Source organism: Flavobacterium sp. CHNK8 (assembly GCF_019774515.1).
GTDB classification, from domain to species: Bacteria; Bacteroidota; Bacteroidia; order Flavobacteriales; family Flavobacteriaceae; genus Flavobacterium; species Flavobacterium tiangeerense.
The window spans coordinates 3,404,145-3,424,871 of the sequence record NZ_CP081492.1 but is presented as its reverse complement, the minus strand read 5'-3'; the positions used below and the strand labels follow the sequence as shown (position 1 = coordinate 3,424,871).

Here is a 20,727-nt window from a genome sequence, read left to right as displayed (position 1 = left end):
AAAATCAAAAACATAATCTTTTAAATGACCAAACCAGTCTTCCCAACCTTCGTTCCAACCTTCAACTAAAACTCCATCAAAACCGTGCTTGGCTGCAAAATCAATATATTTTTTTACGTTCGCATTGTTCGCCCCGTGCTTGCCGTTTGGTTTAAGTTTGGAGAAATCAGTAACTCCCAATTGTACAGTCGGCAATTCATCGGTGTAAGCCCAAGAACTTTTTCCGGTAATCATTTCCCACCAAACGCCCACATATTTCACGGGCTTAATCCAAGAAGTATCTTCAATTTTACTAGGCTCGTTGAGGTTCAATGTCATTTTAGAGGCTAGTATTTCTCTCGCGTCATCACTCACGATTATGGTACGCCATGGCGAATGGTGCGGAGCTTGCATATAGCCTTTATCACCTTTAGCATCAGGAGTTAACCACGATTCAAAAATCATATTTTTATCATCAAGGTTTAGGTGCATACAAGAATAATTGATCAACGCCGCCTCATGAAGATTGATGTACAATCCGTCAGTTGTTTTTAGCATTAATGAAGTTTGAACTCCAGTATTCGAAAATGATTTTTGAGATACATTGGCCGTAGTAGCTTTTTCTGTCAACCCTCTAATTTCGGATAGTTTAGAGGTGGTATAATCATATTCCTGTGTATCGTAATCGCCCGGAATCCAAAATGCGGTATGATCGCCAGTCATGGCAAATTGGGTTCTTTCTTCTTTGATTACAAAGTAAGTTAGGTTTTTTTGCGAAGGAAATTCATAACGAAAACCCAAACCGTCATTGAACAAACGAAAACGAATAATCATTTTACGTTCTGTTTCTTTTTGGTTTAAAGTAACTGCAAGTTCGTTGTAATTATTTGTTATTGTGGCAATTTCGCCCCAAACAGGCTGCCAATTTTCGTTTACAGTGCTTGTTTTTTGGTCAACAACCGTAAAATCATTCAGTAATGATTTCTTGTCATTTTTCAACTCAAGACCCATTTTACTGGTTTTAATTACCGCTTTGTTTTTATAGGCTAAGGTATAGGTTGGCGTTCCATCAGTTTGTAAGGCAAATTCCATTACCATTTTTCCGTTTGGAGATTGCAACTGCTGTGCTTGTACCGAGCCTAAAAACCATAGACAAAGAACTGTTGTAAAAAAGAATTGCTTCATTTTTAAAAATGTATTTCAAGTTAATGTTATGTTTAAAAATTTGTCGCAAGCCATAACGCAGCCGCAATCACAATTTTTAAACCCTTAAAAACAAAAGTAATCTCTTTTTTATTATTTCAAGTACAAATTTGCTTAATCTAAACTCGAGTGAAAGTATGTTCTTAGGAATGCCAATTTCTTTTCTAGGAAAGTTACCTTTTGGCTTGACCGCAAAAAAACTATCATTATTCACGGCAAATACATTTTTATAAACCCATAGCTTCATAAGTCGCTTACAAATCCGTAAATTTGTAGCTTATTCAATAACATGTTAGAAAAAGAAGTAATCAATTTCGAAAAAACCGCTTTAGTTGGTATCGTAACTCAAAATCAAAGTGAAGAAAAGTTAAACGAATACCTAGACGAATTAGAGTTTTTAACCTACACCGCTGGTGGAGAGGTAATCAAACGCTTTTCGCAAAAAATGGAGCGCCCTAATCCCAAAACGTTTGTAGGAACTGGAAAAATAGAAGAAATTCACCTTTTTGTAAAAGAAAATGGGATTTCGACCCTAGTTTTTGACGACGAATTATCGCCGTCACAACAAAAAAATATATCCAAGATTATCACCGAATGTAAAATTCTAGATCGCACCCACCTTATTCTAGACATTTTTGCGCAACGTGCCGAAACCTCTTATGCCCGTACCCAAGTGGAATTAGCGCAATGTATTTATATGTTGCCGCGTTTATCCGGACTTTGGACGCACTTAGAGCGACAAAAAGGGGGAATTGGAATGCGCGGACCAGGTGAAACCGAGATTGAAACCGACCGTCGTATTGTGCGCGACCGTATAGCCTTGCTTAAAGACAAAATCAAAACTATCGACAAACAAATGGGCGTGCAACGCAGCAACCGTGGTGCCATGGTACGTGTGGCGCTGGTGGGATATACAAATGTTGGTAAATCTACTTTGATGAATGCTGTGGGTAAAAGTGATGTTTTTGTAGAGAACAAACTCTTTGCAACGCTAGATACTACTGTGCGTAAAGTGGTTATCAAAAACTTGCCTTTCCTGCTTTCGGATACCGTAGGATTCATTAGAAAATTGCCTACGCAACTAGTAGACTCCTTCAAAAGTACACTCGATGAGGTACGCGAGGCCGATTTATTGCTGCACGTAGTAGATATTTCGCATGCAGATTTTGAAGATCATATCGAGTCGGTAAATCAAACCCTGCAAGACATCAAGGCGCATGACAAACCTGTAATTATGGTGTTCAACAAAATTGACGCTTACAAACCGCTAGTCATTGACGAGGACGATTTGATGACCGAAAAAACGCCAAGACACTTCACGCTAGAGGAATGGAAAGCCACCTGGATGAGTAGAGTAGGAGAGCAAAATGCACTGTTTATATCGGCCACACACAAAGAAAATTTCGAAGAATTTAGAGAACGCGTGTACGAGTCTGTGCGCCAGATACACATCACCCGTTTTCCATACAACAAGTTTTTGTACCCAGATTACAATGACGCCATAGAGAAAGACGAGGAACAAGACCTTGAAAATGAAATAGAATAATCGTTTCACAACCTTATACCACATCCCTTTTGAATTTCAAGAGGGATTTTTTTTGGGCATGCCCCAGCTTTCACTAGCGTTGCAGCTGCGTCAGGCTGTACGCTATATCTTTTTATACATTTTAGGCTACTAGCCTAAAATGTATAAAAAGGATGCCGCTTCCATCCTTCATGCGGGGCTTGGTGGTAATTATTGACGTTTAGAATTTTTAGACTATTTGTAAGAAAAAATTAATATATTTGGGTATCAATACAATGCGAATGTCATCCAACTTTCGATTCAAAATTTGGATGGATTTGCGGGAGTTTGTTGCAAGTGATGTATTAGTTGTCCATAATGCTACAAAAAAATAGAGATTATATGAAGTTAAAAACAAAATATGTATTCTTTTTTATCTTTTTAATTCATTGTTTTACAGGGTTTTGTCAAAAAAATAAATTTATCCCAAAAGATTTCATTGAAACAATACCACCAAAATTTGAGAGTGAGGAATGGTATAAATTAAATAATTCTCACAATGAATTTGGTGTAAAGTTTCGCAACGGAAAACTTGAAATTGAAAAAACTAAAGAAAAGAATAAATGCTCACTTAAAATTAAAGATGGAACACTTGTGGGAATGGATGGTGGAGAATTTGGGGGTCAATTAATTTTTGTACCAGATGATAAAACTAAGAACACAATAAATATTAACAAAGGAAATGTAAAATATATTTTCAATTATAAGGGCAGAAATTATTTCATTCTTGGATATGCTCATATGGGTACTAGCGAAGGTGCATTATATTAACTTGAAAGAAAAAACAAAGACTTTACATTTAAAATGCTTTTGGATTTTGGAGATGCTCCTCAAGCATTTACTATATACAAAGACAAATTTCTAGTTGCTACATATGGTAGTTTTTTTACAATCCAGAATTTCAAAAAAGAGCTGGTTTTTAAAAAAATATTTTGGAATGGTTTATATCCTAACTCAATTGCCGTAGCTGATGATAAAAATGTATTTGTTGGAATAAGAAGTGGAATAGTAAAAATTGATTTAAAAGAAAAATCCTTTAAATTTTATAAATACACGAAGTAAAAAGCATTGTTATAAGAGTTAAATCAGATTAGGTCTATTGCCTTTGTAACTGGAATGGTTTACTTCACCTATCGTTATCGCTCAAGTAACAACTCCTTATAATGGGCTTGTTATAATAATAAAACCGCCGCATTCACAGAATGTTGGGTATCATTTTAAAAATCAGAAATCAATGAAATTTAGTATTACAATTATATCTTTTATCCTTCTAATATCTTTTAAAACTATTGCGCAGAATAAAAACGATAATGATTTAACCGCAAAAATCGACTCTATTTTAGAAAGCAATAACTTTAATGGAGTGGTATTCATAACCGAAAATTCAAAGCAAATATTTTCTAAAACTATGGGGTACTCAGATTTTGATAAAAAAAATATTTTAAAATTTAAGGATCAGTTTGTAATAGGCTCTATTAGTAAACAAATAACAGCAGTTTTAGTATTGCGTGAATTTGAAAAAGGTAAAATTAAACTGGATGATAAGATCAATCAATACCTCACTCAGATTAACCAACCGTGGTCAAAAGAAGTTACAATTCATCAATTACTTACTCATACACATGGAATTGTAACATTAGACGAACCTTTAGAATTTGTACAAGGTTCTCAATTTCATTATTCTCAGTTAGGTTATGAATTACTTGCGCAAATTCTTGAGAAAGTATCAAACAAGAATTTTGAACAATTATCAATGGATTTTTTTAAACAAAATGGTTTAAAAAATACTTTCCATCCTAATAATGAAGAATATAAAAATCTGGTAAAAGGGTATGAAGAGAATGAAGATAAACTCTTAGAATATGCTTCAAATAGTTTGGATAATTATGCTCCAGCAGGTGCTTTCATTTCAAATGCAGCGGATTTAGATAAATGGAATCAATTATTATATTCGGGGAAACTTGTTAAAACAGAAACTTCAAAATTGATGGAAACTAAATATGCCACCCGAATTCACCCAATTTTTGATAAAGTTGATTATGGATATGGTTTACTTTTTCAAGATGGAGAGCAAAACATACAAATTGGTGCATTAGGGTACGCACCTGGTTTTGCTTCTGCCTGCTATTTTTATCCACAAACAAGAAGCAGTTTAATAGTTTTGGCAAATACAGCAAAAAATTTAGATAATTTTAAAATGACATTCAAAGTACATACCGAAATAATGGAATTAATAAAGAAACGAAAAAAATTAGTCGGAAAAATTTAAAGAAATACGAATTAAAAAAGCACAAGTTTGATTATAAACATATTACTAATTCAGGTAAACAGATAGAAAAACTTAAAATTGATGCATATCCAACAAGTTTAATTTTGGATAAAAATGGAGTTATTAAAGTTGTAACCGCCGAAATAATACCAGTACATATGAAAGACATACAAACTACTCTTACGACCTTGTTATAAATTCAAAATTATTGAACATAAAAAAACCACTTAATCGTTTCAGCATTAAGTGGTTTTGTTTTTTTACAGCTTATTGAACGGCTTTTAAAGCATCAATGTTTCCGTGACCAAAATCAGGATTTTTAGTTGGGTAATATCTTGAGGATTGTTTCATTTTTGTGAGTACTTGATCTCGTGTCCAAGTTGGATTTTTGGCCCAAACTAATGCTGCAATTCCTGCAGTAGTAGCAGTAGCCACAGATGAACCTCCCACATAATCAGATTGATTGTCATAGTAACTCGTAACAGGAACTGTGTTTCCTCCTGCTGCTCTTTGCATGGCAATGGTGAAATCAATTTTGTTTCCGGTGTGGCAAACATCACATTTTTGATAAGTACTACCTTCTTTAACGCCAGTTACAGCCACTGCTTCGGGCATCCAAGCCGGGAAAATAACTCCAACAAAAGTGGTGAATGTTGTAGAAGTTCCTCCGGCGCAAAATATCAATTTGCCTCGGCTGTGAGCGTATTTTACACCATCAGAAATTTTCCCTACCGAAAATATGTACCCCATAGACATAGATATAATTTTTACATTCGGGTTATTACCTAAACCAGTAAAGGCATCCTTAACGCCATTTTGTTCGTGGTAGCCTTCCAGTAATACGTTTTCTGCCGCTCTGTAAGTAATTAAATTGGCATTATAGGCAACCCCAACAGGCAATCCTTTATCATTTCTTGGTGCAGCCGCAGCCGATGCCATGCTGGTTCCGTGTCCGCATAAATCACTAGGACCATCTGTGGTGCTGCTCCATGGCCAAATAGAATCTACAAATGTTCCAAATTTTTGAATAGTACGACCAGTTGATAATCCGTTGTTAAAACTAGAGCCTAGTAAAGTTTGGTTTGGTGACGTACCAGTATCTATAACGCCTATTGTAATTCCTCGTCCGGTGCTTACATTCCAAGCCGATGGAATATTATGCTGGTAAAATGCCCAAGGCACCTTTGCATTAGGAGTGACGGTAGTAAAATCTGCCGTGTTTAAAGTTGAAGCTTCAAATCCACAACCTGAACTTGTGCTGGAGCTTGTTTTCCCATTTTGATTTTTAGCGGTTTCGCCTAGAAATCGGTAATCAGCAGGCTCAACGTATCTAACAAATTTGGTTTGTCTTAAGGCAATAACGGTTTCTTGTTTGGTGATTACAACATCTATAAGATTCAAGTAGGCATCCGAAGCAACTAAAACATCCTTGATTTCTTTCCCTTCATATTTAGAAATAAGTTGCAGTAATTCCTCTTGCATTTTTTGATTGTTTGATGATTTACTTCTGTCAAAATCGGTTTCGGAATTTCCAAAACCAATTGTGATTAAGTTTTGTCCTTGCAAAGCGGCACTCCAAATCATTTGACTAGACATTTCACTCCATTGGAACTGTTTGTTTGAAGATAAAATTTGATTAATGGTAGTATTAATTTGTGTTGTGGTTAATGGATCTTTTTGCAAAGGATTTACCGCAACGGTTTGGTTTTCGCTTTCATCTCTGCTACAGGAGGTGAACACAATAGCGGTTACGAGTACTAATCTAAAAAGTTTAAATGTCATATTAGTTTATTTTTGGTTAATAGATTATGAATATAGCATTATTTTGTTATTAATTTTAGTAAACAACTCTATTTTAGTTAAATAGCACAACTATTAGTCTGTTTGTCTCTCATTTAGTACGAAGATATATTCTTTTGAAATTAAAATATAAGTTATTGTAAGTTAGTAAGATAATCTTGTAGCGAGTTAATAATGATATTTTGGTTATGAAGAATAAGATCAATAAAACATAAATGTTTACAGCCAACCAAATTTTAAACTTAACTTTTTTTCGTAGTTAAAATCTGTTATATTTTTCGAAGATTAGGTGCTTCGTTAAAGGAAGTTTGCAAAAGAAGGATTTTATTTGTAAACCAAATAAAAACTTTAAAAGGAATAGTATGAAAGAATTAGAAACTAAAATTTGTACAATAATAGAAAGGCTTAACACTATGAATGCACAAGGAAAAATACAAGTGCAGCACAAGATTTTAGCTGTTTTACTGAGTGTAATAGTAATTTTTCAATTAGGGAAATGTTTTGGAGAACTTATTTTTGATATCAATAATTAATTGCAAAAGCTTAAAAATTAATAATTATCATTTTTATATTCACTAATACTTGCTAATCAGGATAGTTGCAAGAAATAAAAAACAGCCTTTTAGAAATATCCAAAAGGCTGTTTTTATAAATAGGGTTTAATTACAATCCGTAGTTTACACCTAAACCAAATAATTGTCCAACTTGAATGCCTTTTATGGCATTATCATCATAAATGGCTTGCACAGCAATATTTGCTGATAAGTACTTATTGATTTTCATCACCACATTCAATTGGTAATCAAAATCAACATTTTGTGGATCATCAAGATAATTTGAATATAAATTCAAACGATTTTGAATTGACACATTGGTCATGACATTTACTTTGTAGTAAGCAGAGACACTAGCTCCAAACTCAAAACGAGAATTATCTCCTTGAAGCACACCAAATGACGGTCCAAATTCTGTGAAATGATCGTGCACAAATATGGCTTTTGCAGCAGCAGGTGCAATATTGACGCTTAAATTTTCGTTCTTTTTCCATAGCATACCTGGACCCATCTGGAAATAAGCCGGAGAAAAGAAATGTGATATTCTTAGGCCATTTTTATTATCTAGACCAGTGTCCATTTGAGTCTTAAAATTAAAGTAAGCCGAGTAGAACCAGTTTCCAGACGCTTTTTTACCCCACAAAGAATTAATTTCTAAACGGTCATCTGTTTTAGCGGTACGTTCGTTACCTTTTATTTTACTTAATCCGTATGCCAATATGAATTTATTATCCCAAACGACATCGTTTTTTTTATAATTGAAATCGTAGTTCAAACCAAAATTACCAGCAATGTTTGAGGTTCCCCCACCCAGCCATTCTTTATTGTATGAAGATTGACTAAAAAGTAAAGAAATATTTCCTTTCCTTGTCCAAGCTTTGGTAGAATCCTTAGGCGTTTCTTGAGCGTTTACAACTGATAACGCAAAAATAAATACAAGTGTAAGTAGTGTTTTTTTCATATTATTAAGTTTATATTCACAAATGTATATAAAAAAACAATACCACTATTATACTTAAATGCCTGTAAACAAGTATTGTATGTTGTAATTAGATTGTAAAAAATGCTTGGGGACCTAGAATAAATATGATCAAAATGTCCGTTGTCAAGATTTAGTTTTTGTAAATTAATTCACTGTAAATCAACATTTTAAATTTTATAAATGGATTTTTTTATCTTTATACTTGAATTTAAAATAGTAATTTCTATCTCAAAAAGTGTGATAAATTTTAACCAAAAAAGCACATTTTATTTTTTAGATAAAATACTCATATTTCCGATAAGGAACATAAAAACTATTTTTTAAACCTACAGAAAAGAGGAAATTGTTTGGTAAAAAGATTTTGTATTGTTAAAATGGATTTATTTTTTACTGTTTTATACAACGGCACTGCTTAACAGGCTTCGCTATACATATTTGCACAAGAGACTTTAAATAATGGCTCTCTAGAATATAAACTTAAAATGAGCATATATTTTAAACTAAAGTGGATTAGTTATAAGTTATTGATTTGGTTTTTTTAAATTTAAATGTATTTTTAAAAAGTTTTTCTATTTATCTAGTTACTAAAGTTTTTTGGCCTTAATATAAAAATGTCCTTCACATTAAAGTTAATCAATAAACCTATTGGGGCATTTAATAAATTCAAATAGGTTAGTATTGCACCTTATTAATTAGAAAGTTTCATATTGAAATACTAATTTTCTATACATGCAAAAATTAATATAGGTATTAACTTTGTGTATTTATTTATGGAGAAAATAGAAATAAGTACTGGTTGTAATTTTTTAGATAAAAAAAAATCATAAAAAAATGCCGCAAAATAGAAGTTTTGCGGCATTAAAAGAAAGGGTTATTTTTGATGTTTAGTGAGTATCGTGTTGATCTGTTTACAATCGGATGCGGAGTGTACTTCTAGCAAATCTCTTGTTTTTCCGTTTTTCAACGTTAGAAAATATTTTTTTCTTCCAAACGAAACACGTTCCTCAATTCCTATTATTTGATCTAAAGGAATATTTTCTGTAGCCGTTTTTTTGAAATAATAGAGATACAATCCTATGGCGGTTACCATGCCTAAAACCAACCAAATCAATTTCATAAATCCAAAAGCAACTTGAGCATTGGATAAATTTAAGATTGCATTGACAAAAGTCACGATCAGTAACAATCGTACTATAAGAAAATGGCTCTTCAAACCGTCTTTAATTTCGAGTGAAGCAGTTGCTTCATTATATTTGAATTTCATGTAAAAATCAACTTCTATTTAAAAACGTTATTCTCTTTTTTAATATCGGCCATTAAACTACTCGGGTCGATGGTAATGCTTTTAATTCTCGATTTTGATTTTGGAATGTTGAGTTCATACGTAGGATACGCCCAAGCCCAATCAGAAAGTACCGTTCTTTTAATTGCTGGGTACGGATTTTCTTTTTCAAAACTCATCATGCGTAAAGGCACATAGAAACTTTCTACTGTTCCATCTGTATATTCTACAAGCAAATCAATTGGCATTGGCATTCTACCAATTCGTTCTAAAACTACTTTGGTTTGACCATCATTTTCTGTTACTTCTTTAATTCCGTAATCAATCGTGTTGGTTGTTTGTGTCCAATCAGTAAGGTACCAATCTAAGTTAGCACCTGAAACTCTCTCAGCAGTTCTTTTAATATCATTTGGCGTTGGATGTTTGAATTTGAAATCGCTATAATATTTCTTTAAAGTCTTCATCAAATTGTCTTTCCCAATCAAATAGACTAATTGTGTCAAGAAAAGTTCTCCTTTACTGTACGAACTAATACTGTACACTCTATTTTCATCAAAACGATCAGCGTGAGTTCCTTGAGGCAATTCTTTACCTGAATTTACCATTGAAAAATATCCTGCGTAGCCACCCGAAAATGGGTTTTGTGCTTTTTTCTCTGCAAGTTCATTCATTCCTAAATCTTCTAAGAAAGATGTAAAACCTTCATCCATCCAACCGTGTTTAGATTCGTTTGAGGCCAATACGTGTTGGAACCAAGAGTGCGCCATTTCGTGAGCCGTTACACCTAACAATCCTTCAAATTTACCTTGACCTAAAATCAAAGTACACATGGCATATTCCATTCCGCCATCGCCACCTTGAATTACAGAATATTGCTTGTACGGATAATCGCCCACGGTTTTGTTGTAAAACTCCATCAATTTTACAGTCAACGGCTGTAAATTTTTCCAGTTTTCAATGTATTGCGGATTGTTTTTGTACAAAAAGTGAATGTCAACACCATTTGGACCTTTGGCAATATCATGAATATAGTTTTTATCAGCTGCCCAAGTAAAGTCGTGAACCATTGGTGCTTTAAAATGCCATGTTAGTGTTTTAGTTTTTTTAGGAATGGTAACCACTGCGCCTTGATCTTGGTATCCGTGACCAATTTCATTTGGATTTTGCAGGTAACCCGTTCCACCTAAAACATAGTTTTTATCAATAGTAATTTTTACATCAAAATCGCCCCAAACACCATGAAATTCTCTAGCAATGTATGGATCTGCATGCCATCCTTCAAAATCAAATTCGGCAAGTTTTGGATACCATTGCGCCATTGAAAGTTCAACACCCTCAGCATTATTGCGTCCAGAACGACGAATTTGTACCGGAACTTGACCGTCAAAATCTAGTGTAAAAGTTGTTTTTGAGTTGGGTAACATTGGCTTAGCCAAAGTAACTTCAAGTATAGTTCCTACTTCCTTTGCAGTAGCAGTAACACCATCTTGTTTGAAATTCGTTACGTGTAAAAATCCAATTTCGTTAGGCTTTAAGTTTTTGATACGACTTTCTTTAATTTCTTTGTCGCCCACTTTAACTTTAGAAACCATTCTTCCGTCAGGATCTTTAATGTTTTGAATGCGTACATCCATTTCGCTGCCAGGCTGAAAAGCATTATTGAACAAGTGGTAGTATACTTTTCTAAGTGTATCTTGAGAGTTATTGGTATACACTAATTCTTGTGTGCCTTTGTATGTATACGTTGAGACATCCATAGTAACAGCCATTTTATAGTCAACATGTTGTTGCCAATAATTTGAATTTTGTGCCCATAGGTTGCCAAAGCTAGATACTAATATGGTGCATAAAAGTAGTTTTTTCATAGGTAGTTAAAATAAAAATGGAAGGACAATTTGTCCTTCCATAAAATTAAGTTTTTTTTTAATTTATTTTGACATTTTCTCTGCCATTAACAAAGCGTTGTATGCATTTACAATTTTACCAGATTTAGATAATGTTGAAAACGAACGTTTGTCAGTTGCTTTTCCTCCAACAATAACTTCGGTCGTAATAGCTACACCAGATTCCATCAAGATTTGTTTTACTTGTTTAGCCGATAATTTTGGATAATACGAACGAATCAAAGCAGCAACCCCAGCAGTGTTTGGCGCAGCCATTGAGGTACCTTGTAAGTATTGGTATTCGTTGTTTGGAGTAGTCGCATAGATTTTTACACCTGGTGCAAAAACATCTACATTCAGTTTCCCAATGTTTGAAAAACGTGCCACAACTTTGTCTCCGTATTCAAAATTTAATGCTCCAATAGTAATTACATTATCCGCAAACTCTTTTACTTTATCTTCAGAGTCATTTGGAAAATTCTCAGCAAAATCGATGTCTTTTGCGTCATTACCTGCCGCGTGAACAAACAATACATCTTTTTTCTCCGCATATTTTAAAGCATCATAAACCCATTGTCTGTGTGGTGAAAAGCTTTTTCCAAAACTTCCGTTGATTACTTTAGCACCATTATCAACAGCATAACGAATCCCTAATGCAATGTCTTTATCGTACTCATCTCCGTCTGGAACGGCACGAACGGTTAAAATTTGAACGTTGTTAGCCACTCCGTCTCCACCTAAACTATTGTTTCTAGACTGTGCTACAATTCCTGCTACGTGCGTTCCGTGCAAAATTTCGTTTTTGTCTGGACCCATTACATTATTGTTACCATATTTAGTATCGTTAATGTCGTTAGGATTATCACCCAAAATCTTACGGTAATCTGTTTTAAGATTGTCACCATTTATAAGAGCATCTTGAGCGTCTTTTTGTTTTTGAACCGCTACTTTAAGTTCGGCAACAGGCAAACCATACCCTAACATTTGTACCATTGTAGCCTTACTTTTAAGCAACTCTTGATCTTGAGTGTCGATTGCCTTTACTTCATCAGCAGTATATACCGTTTTACCTAAATGTTTTGCAACAGCGGCATCACTTGATGCTAGTGATTCAATCATTTCTGTAGAGCGAGCCTTAATCATTGCTGCATCGGCAACTTTTTTATCATTTAAAGCCTTAGCTTCTAGGTATGTTTTTTCATCCACCAACGATTTATCCTTGATGATTCTCTCGTATTCTAGATTTTCCTTTGTAATGTCTCCCAAGAAATTCCAACCATGAATGTCGTCTATGTAACCATTTTTGTCGTCATCTATACCGTTACCCGCTATTTCTTTGGCATTAGTCCAAAGTACTGATTTTAAATCTTCGTGTTCAATATCTACACCCGAATCTACAATACCTACAATAACAGGTACACCTTTTTTATCTTTCAATAATTCAGCGTATGCTCTGTCAACGCTCATTCCAGGAATGGTATCTGTTACTATATCTAGGTGACTCCAACGTTTTAAATCATTTTCAGTAAGCGCCGCCTTCTTTTTTACATTTAAAGGTGCACTAATGGTAACTAAATTAGAAGTTGAAGCACTTGAAACTTGCTTTGCTGCTCCACAACCTACCAATGCTAAAAAAGCAAAAGCAGAAATGTAAATGGGTTTAATGGTATTCATTTGTTTGTTTTTGTTAATTTTTGAAATATTGGTCTAAAATAATTGATTTTGTTACACAAATAAAAGGATTAACACTATGTTAAGATTTCGTCACAGCGATATACCTCTCCTAGACGAACTCCTTTTTCAGTTTGTACCACAGTAACTATTTCATTATGCGCATCGTGCTCTAAAAACAAATAGTGGTTTTGTTCTACTGCAGCGTGCAAAAACTTACTTTTTTCTGGCATTGTCAGTAATGGTCGTGTATCATAGCCCATGACATACGGTATAGGAATGTGTCCGGCTGTGGCCAATAAATCAGCGCAAAAAACAATCGTTTTACCTTTATATTGAATGTGTGGTATCATTTGCTTCTCTGTATGGCCATCCACAAAAAAGATTCCAAATCCTAATTCTGATTTCTCAAGAAAATCACCTTCGGGTCTTTTTATAAAATGCAATTGACCACTTTCTTGCATGGGCAAGATATTTTCAGACAAGAACGAAGCTTTCTCCCTCGGATTGGGTTTGGTAGCCCATTCCCAGTGATTTTCATTCGTCCAAAATTTAGCATTTTTAAAGGCTGGTTCGTAACCCGTTTTGTCTTTATTCCATTGTACACTTCCACCACAATGGTCAAAATGCAAATGCGTCATAAAAACATCCGTAATATCGTTGCGATGAAAACCGTATTTTGCTAGAGATTTATCTAATGAATGGGAACCCCATAAAGAATAGTATCCGAAAAATTTATCAGATTGTTTGTTTCCCATTCCGGTGTCTATCAAAATCAAGCGGTTTCCCTCTTCAATCAATAAACAACGTGCTGCAATGTCAATGAGGTTATTTGCATCAGCTGGATTGGTTTTATTCCAAATGGTTTTGGGCACCACGCCAAACATAGCGCCACCATCTAATTTAAAATTACCCGTTTCTATTGGATATAGTTTCATAGTGTATCAAAATTGTATGCTCTAAAATTAAGCATATTTATTGATACCGAACTAAAAGTGTGTAAAAACAAATTGCACCAAAACCAATACACAACTGAGGTGTAATGATTTAAGTGCAATTTGATTTTATATTATTTTTTTAATCTTTGAAACAACTGTTGCAGTTTACCATTTGATTCAACTTGATGCGGAGTAGATTTAACCAATTGTCTAGTTGTTTCAATGCGCTGCTTTGTAACAGGATGCGAACTCAAAAACTCCGGGATAATTGCATCGCCTTCGTCTTGTAATCTTTTAAACAAGTTCAACATTCCGTTTGGATTGACCTTATTTTTAATTACAATAGCAAAACCTTCTCGATCAGCCTCTTGTTCAAACTCACGCGAAAACGACAACGATTGAAAACTATTTACGTTATCGCCTATGGTAGCCATAATTCCGTTAGCATCTCCTAAAATTGCCGAGATGAAAAGATACCCAGACAAGTTGCGGCAAAGCATTTTCATGGAATGTCTGTGATTGACGTGGGCTGCCTCGTGGCCCAAAAGCGCCACCAACTCATCGTAGTTTTTCATCTTGTCTACAATTCCGGAATAAACCACAATAGTACCATCGGGCAAAGCAAAAGCGTTCACTACATCCTCTTCTACAAAAATAAATTTCAAGTTTTTTTTGTTGTTCAGTTGCAACTCTTTTGCGAAAGCATTCAAAGCTTTGGTTTTCTTAGATTCGACCTCCGAAAACAGTAAATTGTCACTGATAAAGGTGCCACTTAAAGTATTATCATAACTTTCGGGAATAAGGACTACTGATTTTTCACCAACCCAAGGTATGGCATACAAATAAGTCAGTCCAATTAAGGCAAAAATAACCAACGCCAAAACGAGATGCATCTTGAAACCAGAAGCAAGCAATTTTTCATACCAATTGATATGGTTGTTCTCTTTCCTGAATTTCTGAATGGCCGCTCCAAATGTAGCATCGGTTATTTTAAGGATTGCAACACCATCAGTACTTTGTTTTTGCAACTGTAAATAGTTTCCAAAATTTTCAAAACTAACAGCTGAAATCAACCATCGCTCATGATGACCCGTTTCGGTTTCAAAAAGAAGCATGCCTTTTTGCGTATCCAAAAACAGTGAACAAGGCTGCGGAACAGCTGATTTACCATCAAAAAAAATTCCTACGGACTGATTACTCATACTTTATACTATAAAATCTATGTCTAAAAAGTCGCTAATATCATCACCTGTTGCGTCTTTAAAATTCTCTTCGGTTTGTTGCAAAGTGTTTAAATCGATCGTTCCATCAAGTTCAATATGATCAAATATGAACTTCATAGTTCTCGTAACAACCCAAGCATATCCTAGACCAAGCGTAAAAATAATCATTAACAAATTAATAATTATAAGACCTATAAAATCGGCTCCCGTAGCTGTTGATGTAAATTCAATTCTTTTGTCGTCTTTATGTAGCGATAAATTATTAACATAGTACTCAAAAATATCTTTTTGCCACCAAAAAGAGTAAATTCCCAAGGTTATAACACTTAAAAAGTAACCTTTAATGTTCATTAATAAATAATCCCCACCATCACCATCGTAATTCATTTCGGCATCACCAAAGCGAATGTTGCTCAAAACATAACTACGCAGGTTCATTTTAAACCAAGAACCATAAATACCAAGCGTTATTACAGTATAAAAAATCCATTTAAAAAAAAGTTTAACAAATTCATTCCTATCGCCTCTGTAACCAAAACGAACACCACGCCAAGATGTTCTTGACATTCTGTACTTATAAGAACCGTGAATTGCTAATGGCATAATAGCTATTACTATCAAATAAAACGATATCAATCCTACTGAGGGAAGGTCTAAATAGATGAAAAGACTTAAAATCCCAAACAAGATTGCAAATAATATAATGACTTTTATAAAACCCTTAAACATTTCTTTCCCAGTACCATGAAAAGCAAAAGCATCATCATTTAAAGTTGTTTGTCCAAACATAAATTGGAGCGTTTTGGCTTTCGCCCAAGGATAATAAATTCCTAATGTAACAATTGTTAAAAGCCAATTGACGATTACGATTCCAAAAAAAGCTTTGCCTTCTCCTTTAAAATCTAATTTGTACTCCATCTTTACAGGTAAAATTTCTTCCATAATAAGTTTGTTTTAGTTATTTGTAAGTTATAAGGGACTAAAAGTAATTTAATTTTTTGAAAAACAACTAATAAGTATTTTCTATTTGAAGATTAGTTATAAAAATGTTATTGATTATGGAAAAAGTATTTTATATAGTATCTTTGCGGTTAATTTAGACAAAATCAAGATAACACAATTGGCTTAAAATTTAAAGCTCTGATAATAAAGATGCTAGGTAAGTTTTAACAATCAATATGTTATTACAAAACAACATAAACATGATAAAAGTTTCTGATACTGCCAAAAAGAAAATTGTCGACTTGATGAAAGACGATGGTTTTGATGCTGCAACAGACTACGTAAGAGTTGGTGTTAAAAGCGGAGGTTGCTCGGGATTGTCTTATGATTTGAAATTTGATAATACAAAAGGCGACGACGATAAAATATTTGTAGACAACGACATTACAATTGCAGTAGAGAAAAAATCTTTTCTATACCTAGCGGGTACAATTTTAGAATTCTCAGGAGGACTAAACGGAAAAGGTTTTGTTTTCAACAATCCTAACGCAACGAGAACTTGCGGATGTGGAGAGAGTTTCTCTTTATAATAAAAAGTCATCAATCATAAAGTCGAAAAAATTGATTGACATTAAGACCAAAGTCTTTAAAAATTTAGACACAAATAATAAAGATTAGGATTCCATCTTACATCTTTAAATCTATCCATAAGAATGAGCAAATACACAGAAGACGACTTAAAAATCGAACTCGAAAACAAAGAATACGAGTATGGCTTTTACACCGAATTAGAATCGGAAACTTTCCCAATTGGGTTAAACGAAGATATAGTTCGTGCCATTTCTCAAAAAAAGGATGAACCGCAATGGATGACCGATTGGCGCATTGAAGCTTTTCGTGCTTGGCAAGAAATGACAGAGCCAGAATGGGCAAACGTACATTACGCGAAACCCGATTTTCAAGCAATATCGTACTATTCTGCACCAAAAGCAGTAGACCCTAATAAAACATTAGACGATGTAGATCCGGAGCTTTTAGAAATGTACAAAAAGTTAGGTATCTCTGTAGATGAGCAAAAAATGATGAATAATGTAGCCATGGATATCGTAGTTGACTCGGTTTCTGTAGCAACAACATTCAAGAAAACATTAGGAGAAAAAGGAATCATTTTTATGAGTATTTCTGAAGCTATAAAAGAGCATCCAGAACTAGTGCGTAAATATTTAGGAACTGTAGTACCGCAGAAAGACAATTTTTATGCTGCGTTAAACTCGGCTGTTTTCTCTGATGGATCTTTCTGTTATATCCCAAAAGGGGTGCGTTGCCCAATGGAACTTTCTACTTATTTCCGTATCAATCAAGCCGGTACAGGACAATTTGAAAGAACGCTATTAGTTGCAGACGCAGGAAGTTATGTTTCTTACCTTGAAGGATGTACGGCACCAAGTCGAGATGAAAATCAATTACATGCTGCAGTTGTGGAGTTGATTGCATTAGACGATGCCGAAATTAAATATTCAACTGTACAAAACTGGTATCCTGGAAACAAAGAAGGTAAAGGTGGTGTGTATAACTTTGTGACCAAAAGAGGAATTTGCGAGAAAAATGCAAAAATTTCTTGGACACAAGTGGAGACTGGTTCAGCAGTAACTTGGAAATATCCATCGGTAGTTTTAAAAGGGGATAATTCAACTGGTGAATTTTATTCTATTGCAGTAACTAATAATTACCAACAAGCAGATACAGGGACCAAAATGATCCACTTAGGTAAAAACACTAAATCGACTATTATTTCCAAAGGAATTTCGGCTGGTAAATCACAAAATAGTTACCGTGGTTTAGTCCAAATTAGCGCTAATGCTGATAATGCTAGGAATTTTTCGCAATGTGATTCCTTATTAATGGGGAATAATTGTGGAGCACATACATTTCCGTACATCGAAAGTAAAAATCCATCGGCAAAAATAGAACACGAGGCTACGACTAGTAAAATTGGCGAAGACCAAGTTTTTTATTGCAATCAACGAGGTATTCCAACTGAAAAAGCAATTGCATTAATTGTAAACGGTTTCAGTAAAGATGTATTGAATAAGCTGCCAATGGAATTTGCAGTAGAAGCACAAAAATTATTGGAAATTTCTCTTGAAGGGTCGGTGGGATAATAATTAGACTACGGATAAAAAACTAAATAAATCTTAATACCTTAATGGTTTAAAATAAAATCTAATGTTAAGTATAAAAAATTTACACGCCTCAATAGGTGACAAAGAAATATTAAAAGGGATTAACCTTGAAGTAAAAGCGGGAGAAATTCACGCGATAATGGGACCAAACGGTGCTGGAAAAAGTACTCTTTCGGCAATTATTGCAGGAAACGAAAATTATGAAGTGACTCAAGGAGAAATCTTTTTGGATAACGAAGACATTTCAGAATTGGCTCCAGAAGAAAGAGCACATAAAGGAGTTTTTCTTTCGTTTCAATATCCTGTTGAAATCCCAGGTGTCTCAGTAACTAATTTCATGAGAACAGCTATCAACGAAACACGTAAAGCAAACGGTCAGGAGGAAATGCCTGCCAACGAAATGCTAAAAGTGATTCGTGAAAAATCAGAATTACTAGAAATAGACCGTAAATTTTTGTCACGTTCTTTAAACGAAGGTTTTTCGGGTGGAGAGAAAAAGCGTAACGAAATTTTTCAAATGGCTATGTTAGAACCAAAATTAGCTATTCTTGACGAAACCGATTCTGGACTAGATATCGATGCTTTGAGAATTGTTGCCAATGGTGTTAACAAACTAAAAAGCGATAAAAATGCTATCGTAGTAATCACACATTACCAAAGATTGCTAGATTATATCGTTCCTGATTTTGTTCACGTTTTGTACAACGGAAAAATTGTAAAATCAGGCGGAAAAGAATTAGCCCACGAGCTAGAAGAAAAAGGATACGACTGGATTAAACAAGAACAAGAAGCTTAAAATTTTGTTTGAAGTTTAAAGTTTAAAGTTGCCTCATGATAACTTTAAATTTTTAAACCTTAAACTTTAAACAATATAAAAATGGAATTAAAAGAAAAATTACTATCGTCTTTTATGGCTTTTGAAGAGCGCATCGATGTTCATGCTGAACTTCATGATGTGCGCACAGCCGCATTAAAAAACTTTGAGAATAAAGGTTTTCCTACCAAAAAAGAAGAAGCTTGGAAATATACCTCGCTTAATGCGGTACTAAAAAATGACTTTACTGTATTTCCTAAACAAGAAAATACAGTGCAATATGCTGATGTTAAAAAATACTTTTTACACGAAATTGATACTTACAAAGTAGTTTTTATTGATGGTGTTTTTAGTTCACATTTATCAGCTACAACTCACGAAGGTATTGATGTTTGTTTATTGTCATCGGCATTAAACAAACCCAAGTATAAGGAAATAGTTGATACCTATTTCAACCAAATTGTCAACAAGGAAGAAAGCTTGACCTCACTAAATACGGCTTTCGCCAATGAAGGAGCGTACATCAACATTCCAAAAAATAAAGTAGCGGATAAACCTATTGAGATCATGTATTTTTCAACAGGAAACGAAGCCGCACTGCTAGTTCAACCGCGAAACTTAATAGTTGTAGGTGAAAATGCACAGGTACAAATCATTGAGCGTCATCAAAGTTTAAATGAGAATCCGGTACTGACAAATTCAGTAACTGAGATTTTTGCACAGAAAAGAGCTTTTGTTGATGTTTATAAAATACAAAACGATAGCCTTTCTGCTAACTTAGTAGACAATACTTATGTATCACAAAAAGAAGAGAGTAGTGTAGCGGTAAACACGTTTAGTTTTGGTGGAAACCTCACTAGAAACAATCTTAATTTTTACCACTTTGGCGAAAGAATTGTAAGTTATTTGAATGGTATTACCATCATTGGTGAAAAGCAACACGTAGATCATTACACCTTAGTACATCACGCTACACCAAACTGTGAAAGCCATCAAGATTACAAAGGAATATTTACGGATCGATCTACCGGAGTCTTTAACGGGAAAATCTTTGTAGAAAAAGAAGCTCAAAAAACAAATGCTTTTCAAAAAAGTAACAACATTTTATTGAGTGATAAAGCGACTATTAATGCCAAACCGCAATTAGAAATTTTTGCAGATGATGTAAAATGTTCACACGGTTGCACCATTGGTCAACTTGATGAAACGGCGATGTTTTACATGCAACAACGCGGAATTCCTAAAAAAGAAGCAAAAGCACTATTGATGTATGCGTTCTCAAATGCGGTAATTGAAAGCATCAAGATACCAGAATTAAAACAACGCATCACCAAAATTATTGCCAATAAACTAGGCGTAAAAATGGGATTTGATTTGTAGTTTTTAACACCAAACTCACTATACACAAAGGGCGCAGCGTTTTATAACTTTGCGCCCTTT

Annotated in this window: 18 protein-coding genes; 9 read left to right on the top strand and 9 right to left on the bottom strand. The window is 34.2% G+C overall.

Annotation, left to right across the window (positions count from 1 at the left end; translation table 11 throughout):
- Positions 1–1,164 (bottom strand): glycoside hydrolase family 97 N-terminal domain-containing protein (locus K5V07_RS14920; protein ID WP_221918108.1); only part of this gene is annotated, 1,164 nt, incomplete at its 3' end.
- Between the two features lie 307 nt (positions 1,165–1,471).
- Here K5V07_RS14920 and hflX point away from each other — a divergent pair.
- The 4 genes from hflX (at position 1,472) to K5V07_RS14900 (ending at position 5,015) form a co-directional block, all read left to right on the top strand.
- Positions 1,472–2,728 carry a GTPase HflX gene (gene hflX / locus K5V07_RS14915; protein ID WP_221918107.1) on the top strand — a complete coding sequence of 419 codons (1,257 nt, stop codon included), beginning with the start codon at positions 1,472–1,474 and terminating at the stop codon, positions 2,726–2,728.
- A 360-nt stretch (positions 2,729–3,088) separates the two neighbouring features.
- On the top strand, positions 3,089–3,517 hold the full coding sequence (locus tag K5V07_RS14910; RefSeq protein ID WP_221918106.1) for a hypothetical protein: 429 nt from the start codon (positions 3,089–3,091) through the stop codon (positions 3,515–3,517).
- Positions 3,518–3,550: 33 nt separating this feature from the next.
- Positions 3,551–3,808 carry a hypothetical protein gene (locus tag K5V07_RS14905; protein WP_221918105.1) on the top strand — a complete coding sequence of 86 codons (258 nt, stop codon included), beginning with the start codon at positions 3,551–3,553 and terminating at the stop codon, positions 3,806–3,808.
- Positions 3,809–3,980: 172 nt separating this feature from the next.
- Entirely contained in the window at positions 3,981–5,015 is a 1,035-nt protein-coding gene (locus K5V07_RS14900) for a serine hydrolase (RefSeq protein WP_221918104.1), read from the top strand.
- Positions 5,016–5,282: 267 nt separating this feature from the next.
- Here K5V07_RS14900 and K5V07_RS14895 read toward each other — a convergent pair whose 3' ends face one another.
- On the bottom strand, positions 5,283–6,797 hold the full coding sequence (locus K5V07_RS14895; RefSeq protein ID WP_221918103.1) for a S8 family serine peptidase: 1,515 nt from the start codon (positions 6,795–6,797) through the stop codon (positions 5,283–5,285).
- Positions 6,798–7,177: 380 nt separating this feature from the next.
- On the opposite strand from K5V07_RS14895, the gene K5V07_RS14890 reads away from it, so the two are divergent.
- Positions 7,178–7,348: a hypothetical protein gene (locus K5V07_RS14890; RefSeq protein ID WP_221918102.1), complete on the top strand. Its 171-nt coding sequence runs from the start codon at positions 7,178–7,180 to the stop codon at positions 7,346–7,348.
- Between the two features lie 130 nt (positions 7,349–7,478).
- Here the strand turns inward: K5V07_RS14890 and K5V07_RS14885 are convergent, their stop codons facing one another.
- The 7 genes from K5V07_RS14885 to K5V07_RS14855 form a co-directional block, all read right to left on the bottom strand.
- On the bottom strand, positions 7,479–8,330 hold the full coding sequence (locus tag K5V07_RS14885; protein ID WP_221918101.1) for a DUF3078 domain-containing protein: 852 nt from the start codon (positions 8,328–8,330) through the stop codon (positions 7,479–7,481).
- 892 nt (positions 8,331–9,222) lie between these two features.
- Positions 9,223–9,615: a hypothetical protein gene (locus tag K5V07_RS14880; protein ID WP_221918100.1), complete on the bottom strand. Its 393-nt coding sequence runs from the start codon at positions 9,613–9,615 to the stop codon at positions 9,223–9,225.
- Positions 9,616–9,629: 14 nt separating this feature from the next.
- Positions 9,630–11,498 carry a M1 family metallopeptidase gene (locus K5V07_RS14875; protein WP_221918099.1) on the bottom strand — a complete coding sequence of 623 codons (1,869 nt, stop codon included), beginning with the start codon at positions 11,496–11,498 and terminating at the stop codon, positions 9,630–9,632.
- A 63-nt stretch (positions 11,499–11,561) separates the two neighbouring features.
- The gene (locus tag K5V07_RS14870; protein WP_221918098.1) at positions 11,562–13,190 is read right to left on the bottom strand and encodes a S8 family serine peptidase; all 1,629 of its coding nucleotides are present in this window, start codon (positions 13,188–13,190) and stop codon (positions 11,562–11,564) included.
- A 74-nt stretch (positions 13,191–13,264) separates the two neighbouring features.
- The gene (locus tag K5V07_RS14865; protein ID WP_221918097.1) at positions 13,265–14,125 is read right to left on the bottom strand and encodes an MBL fold metallo-hydrolase; all 861 of its coding nucleotides are present in this window, start codon (positions 14,123–14,125) and stop codon (positions 13,265–13,267) included.
- A gap of 131 nt (positions 14,126–14,256) precedes the next feature.
- On the bottom strand, positions 14,257–15,327 hold the full coding sequence (locus tag K5V07_RS14860) for a M48 family metallopeptidase (RefSeq protein WP_221918096.1): 1,071 nt from the start codon (positions 15,325–15,327) through the stop codon (positions 14,257–14,259).
- A 3-nt stretch (positions 15,328–15,330) separates the two neighbouring features.
- Positions 15,331–16,290 (bottom strand): YjgN family protein, encoded by a 960-nt coding sequence (locus K5V07_RS14855; protein ID WP_221918095.1) that lies wholly within the window; start codon positions 16,288–16,290, stop codon positions 15,331–15,333.
- 260 nt (positions 16,291–16,550) lie between these two features.
- Here K5V07_RS14855 and K5V07_RS14850 point away from each other — a divergent pair, with 260 nt between their 5' ends.
- The 4 genes from K5V07_RS14850 (at position 16,551) to sufD (ending at position 20,667) form a co-directional block, all read left to right on the top strand.
- Positions 16,551–16,880 carry an iron-sulfur cluster assembly accessory protein gene (locus K5V07_RS14850; protein ID WP_221918094.1) on the top strand — a complete coding sequence of 110 codons (330 nt, stop codon included), beginning with the start codon at positions 16,551–16,553 and terminating at the stop codon, positions 16,878–16,880.
- Between the two features lie 123 nt (positions 16,881–17,003).
- Positions 17,004–18,452: a Fe-S cluster assembly protein SufB gene (gene sufB / locus K5V07_RS14845; RefSeq protein ID WP_221918093.1), complete on the top strand. Its 1,449-nt coding sequence runs from the start codon at positions 17,004–17,006 to the stop codon at positions 18,450–18,452.
- Positions 18,453–18,516: 64 nt separating this feature from the next.
- Positions 18,517–19,269: a Fe-S cluster assembly ATPase SufC gene (gene sufC, locus K5V07_RS14840; RefSeq protein WP_144890122.1), complete on the top strand. Its 753-nt coding sequence runs from the start codon at positions 18,517–18,519 to the stop codon at positions 19,267–19,269.
- An 81-nt stretch (positions 19,270–19,350) separates the two neighbouring features.
- Positions 19,351–20,667, top strand: coding sequence for a Fe-S cluster assembly protein SufD (gene sufD, locus K5V07_RS14835; protein ID WP_221918092.1), 1,317 nt, complete (start codon positions 19,351–19,353; stop codon positions 20,665–20,667).
- Positions 20,668–20,727 lie beyond the last annotated feature (60 nt).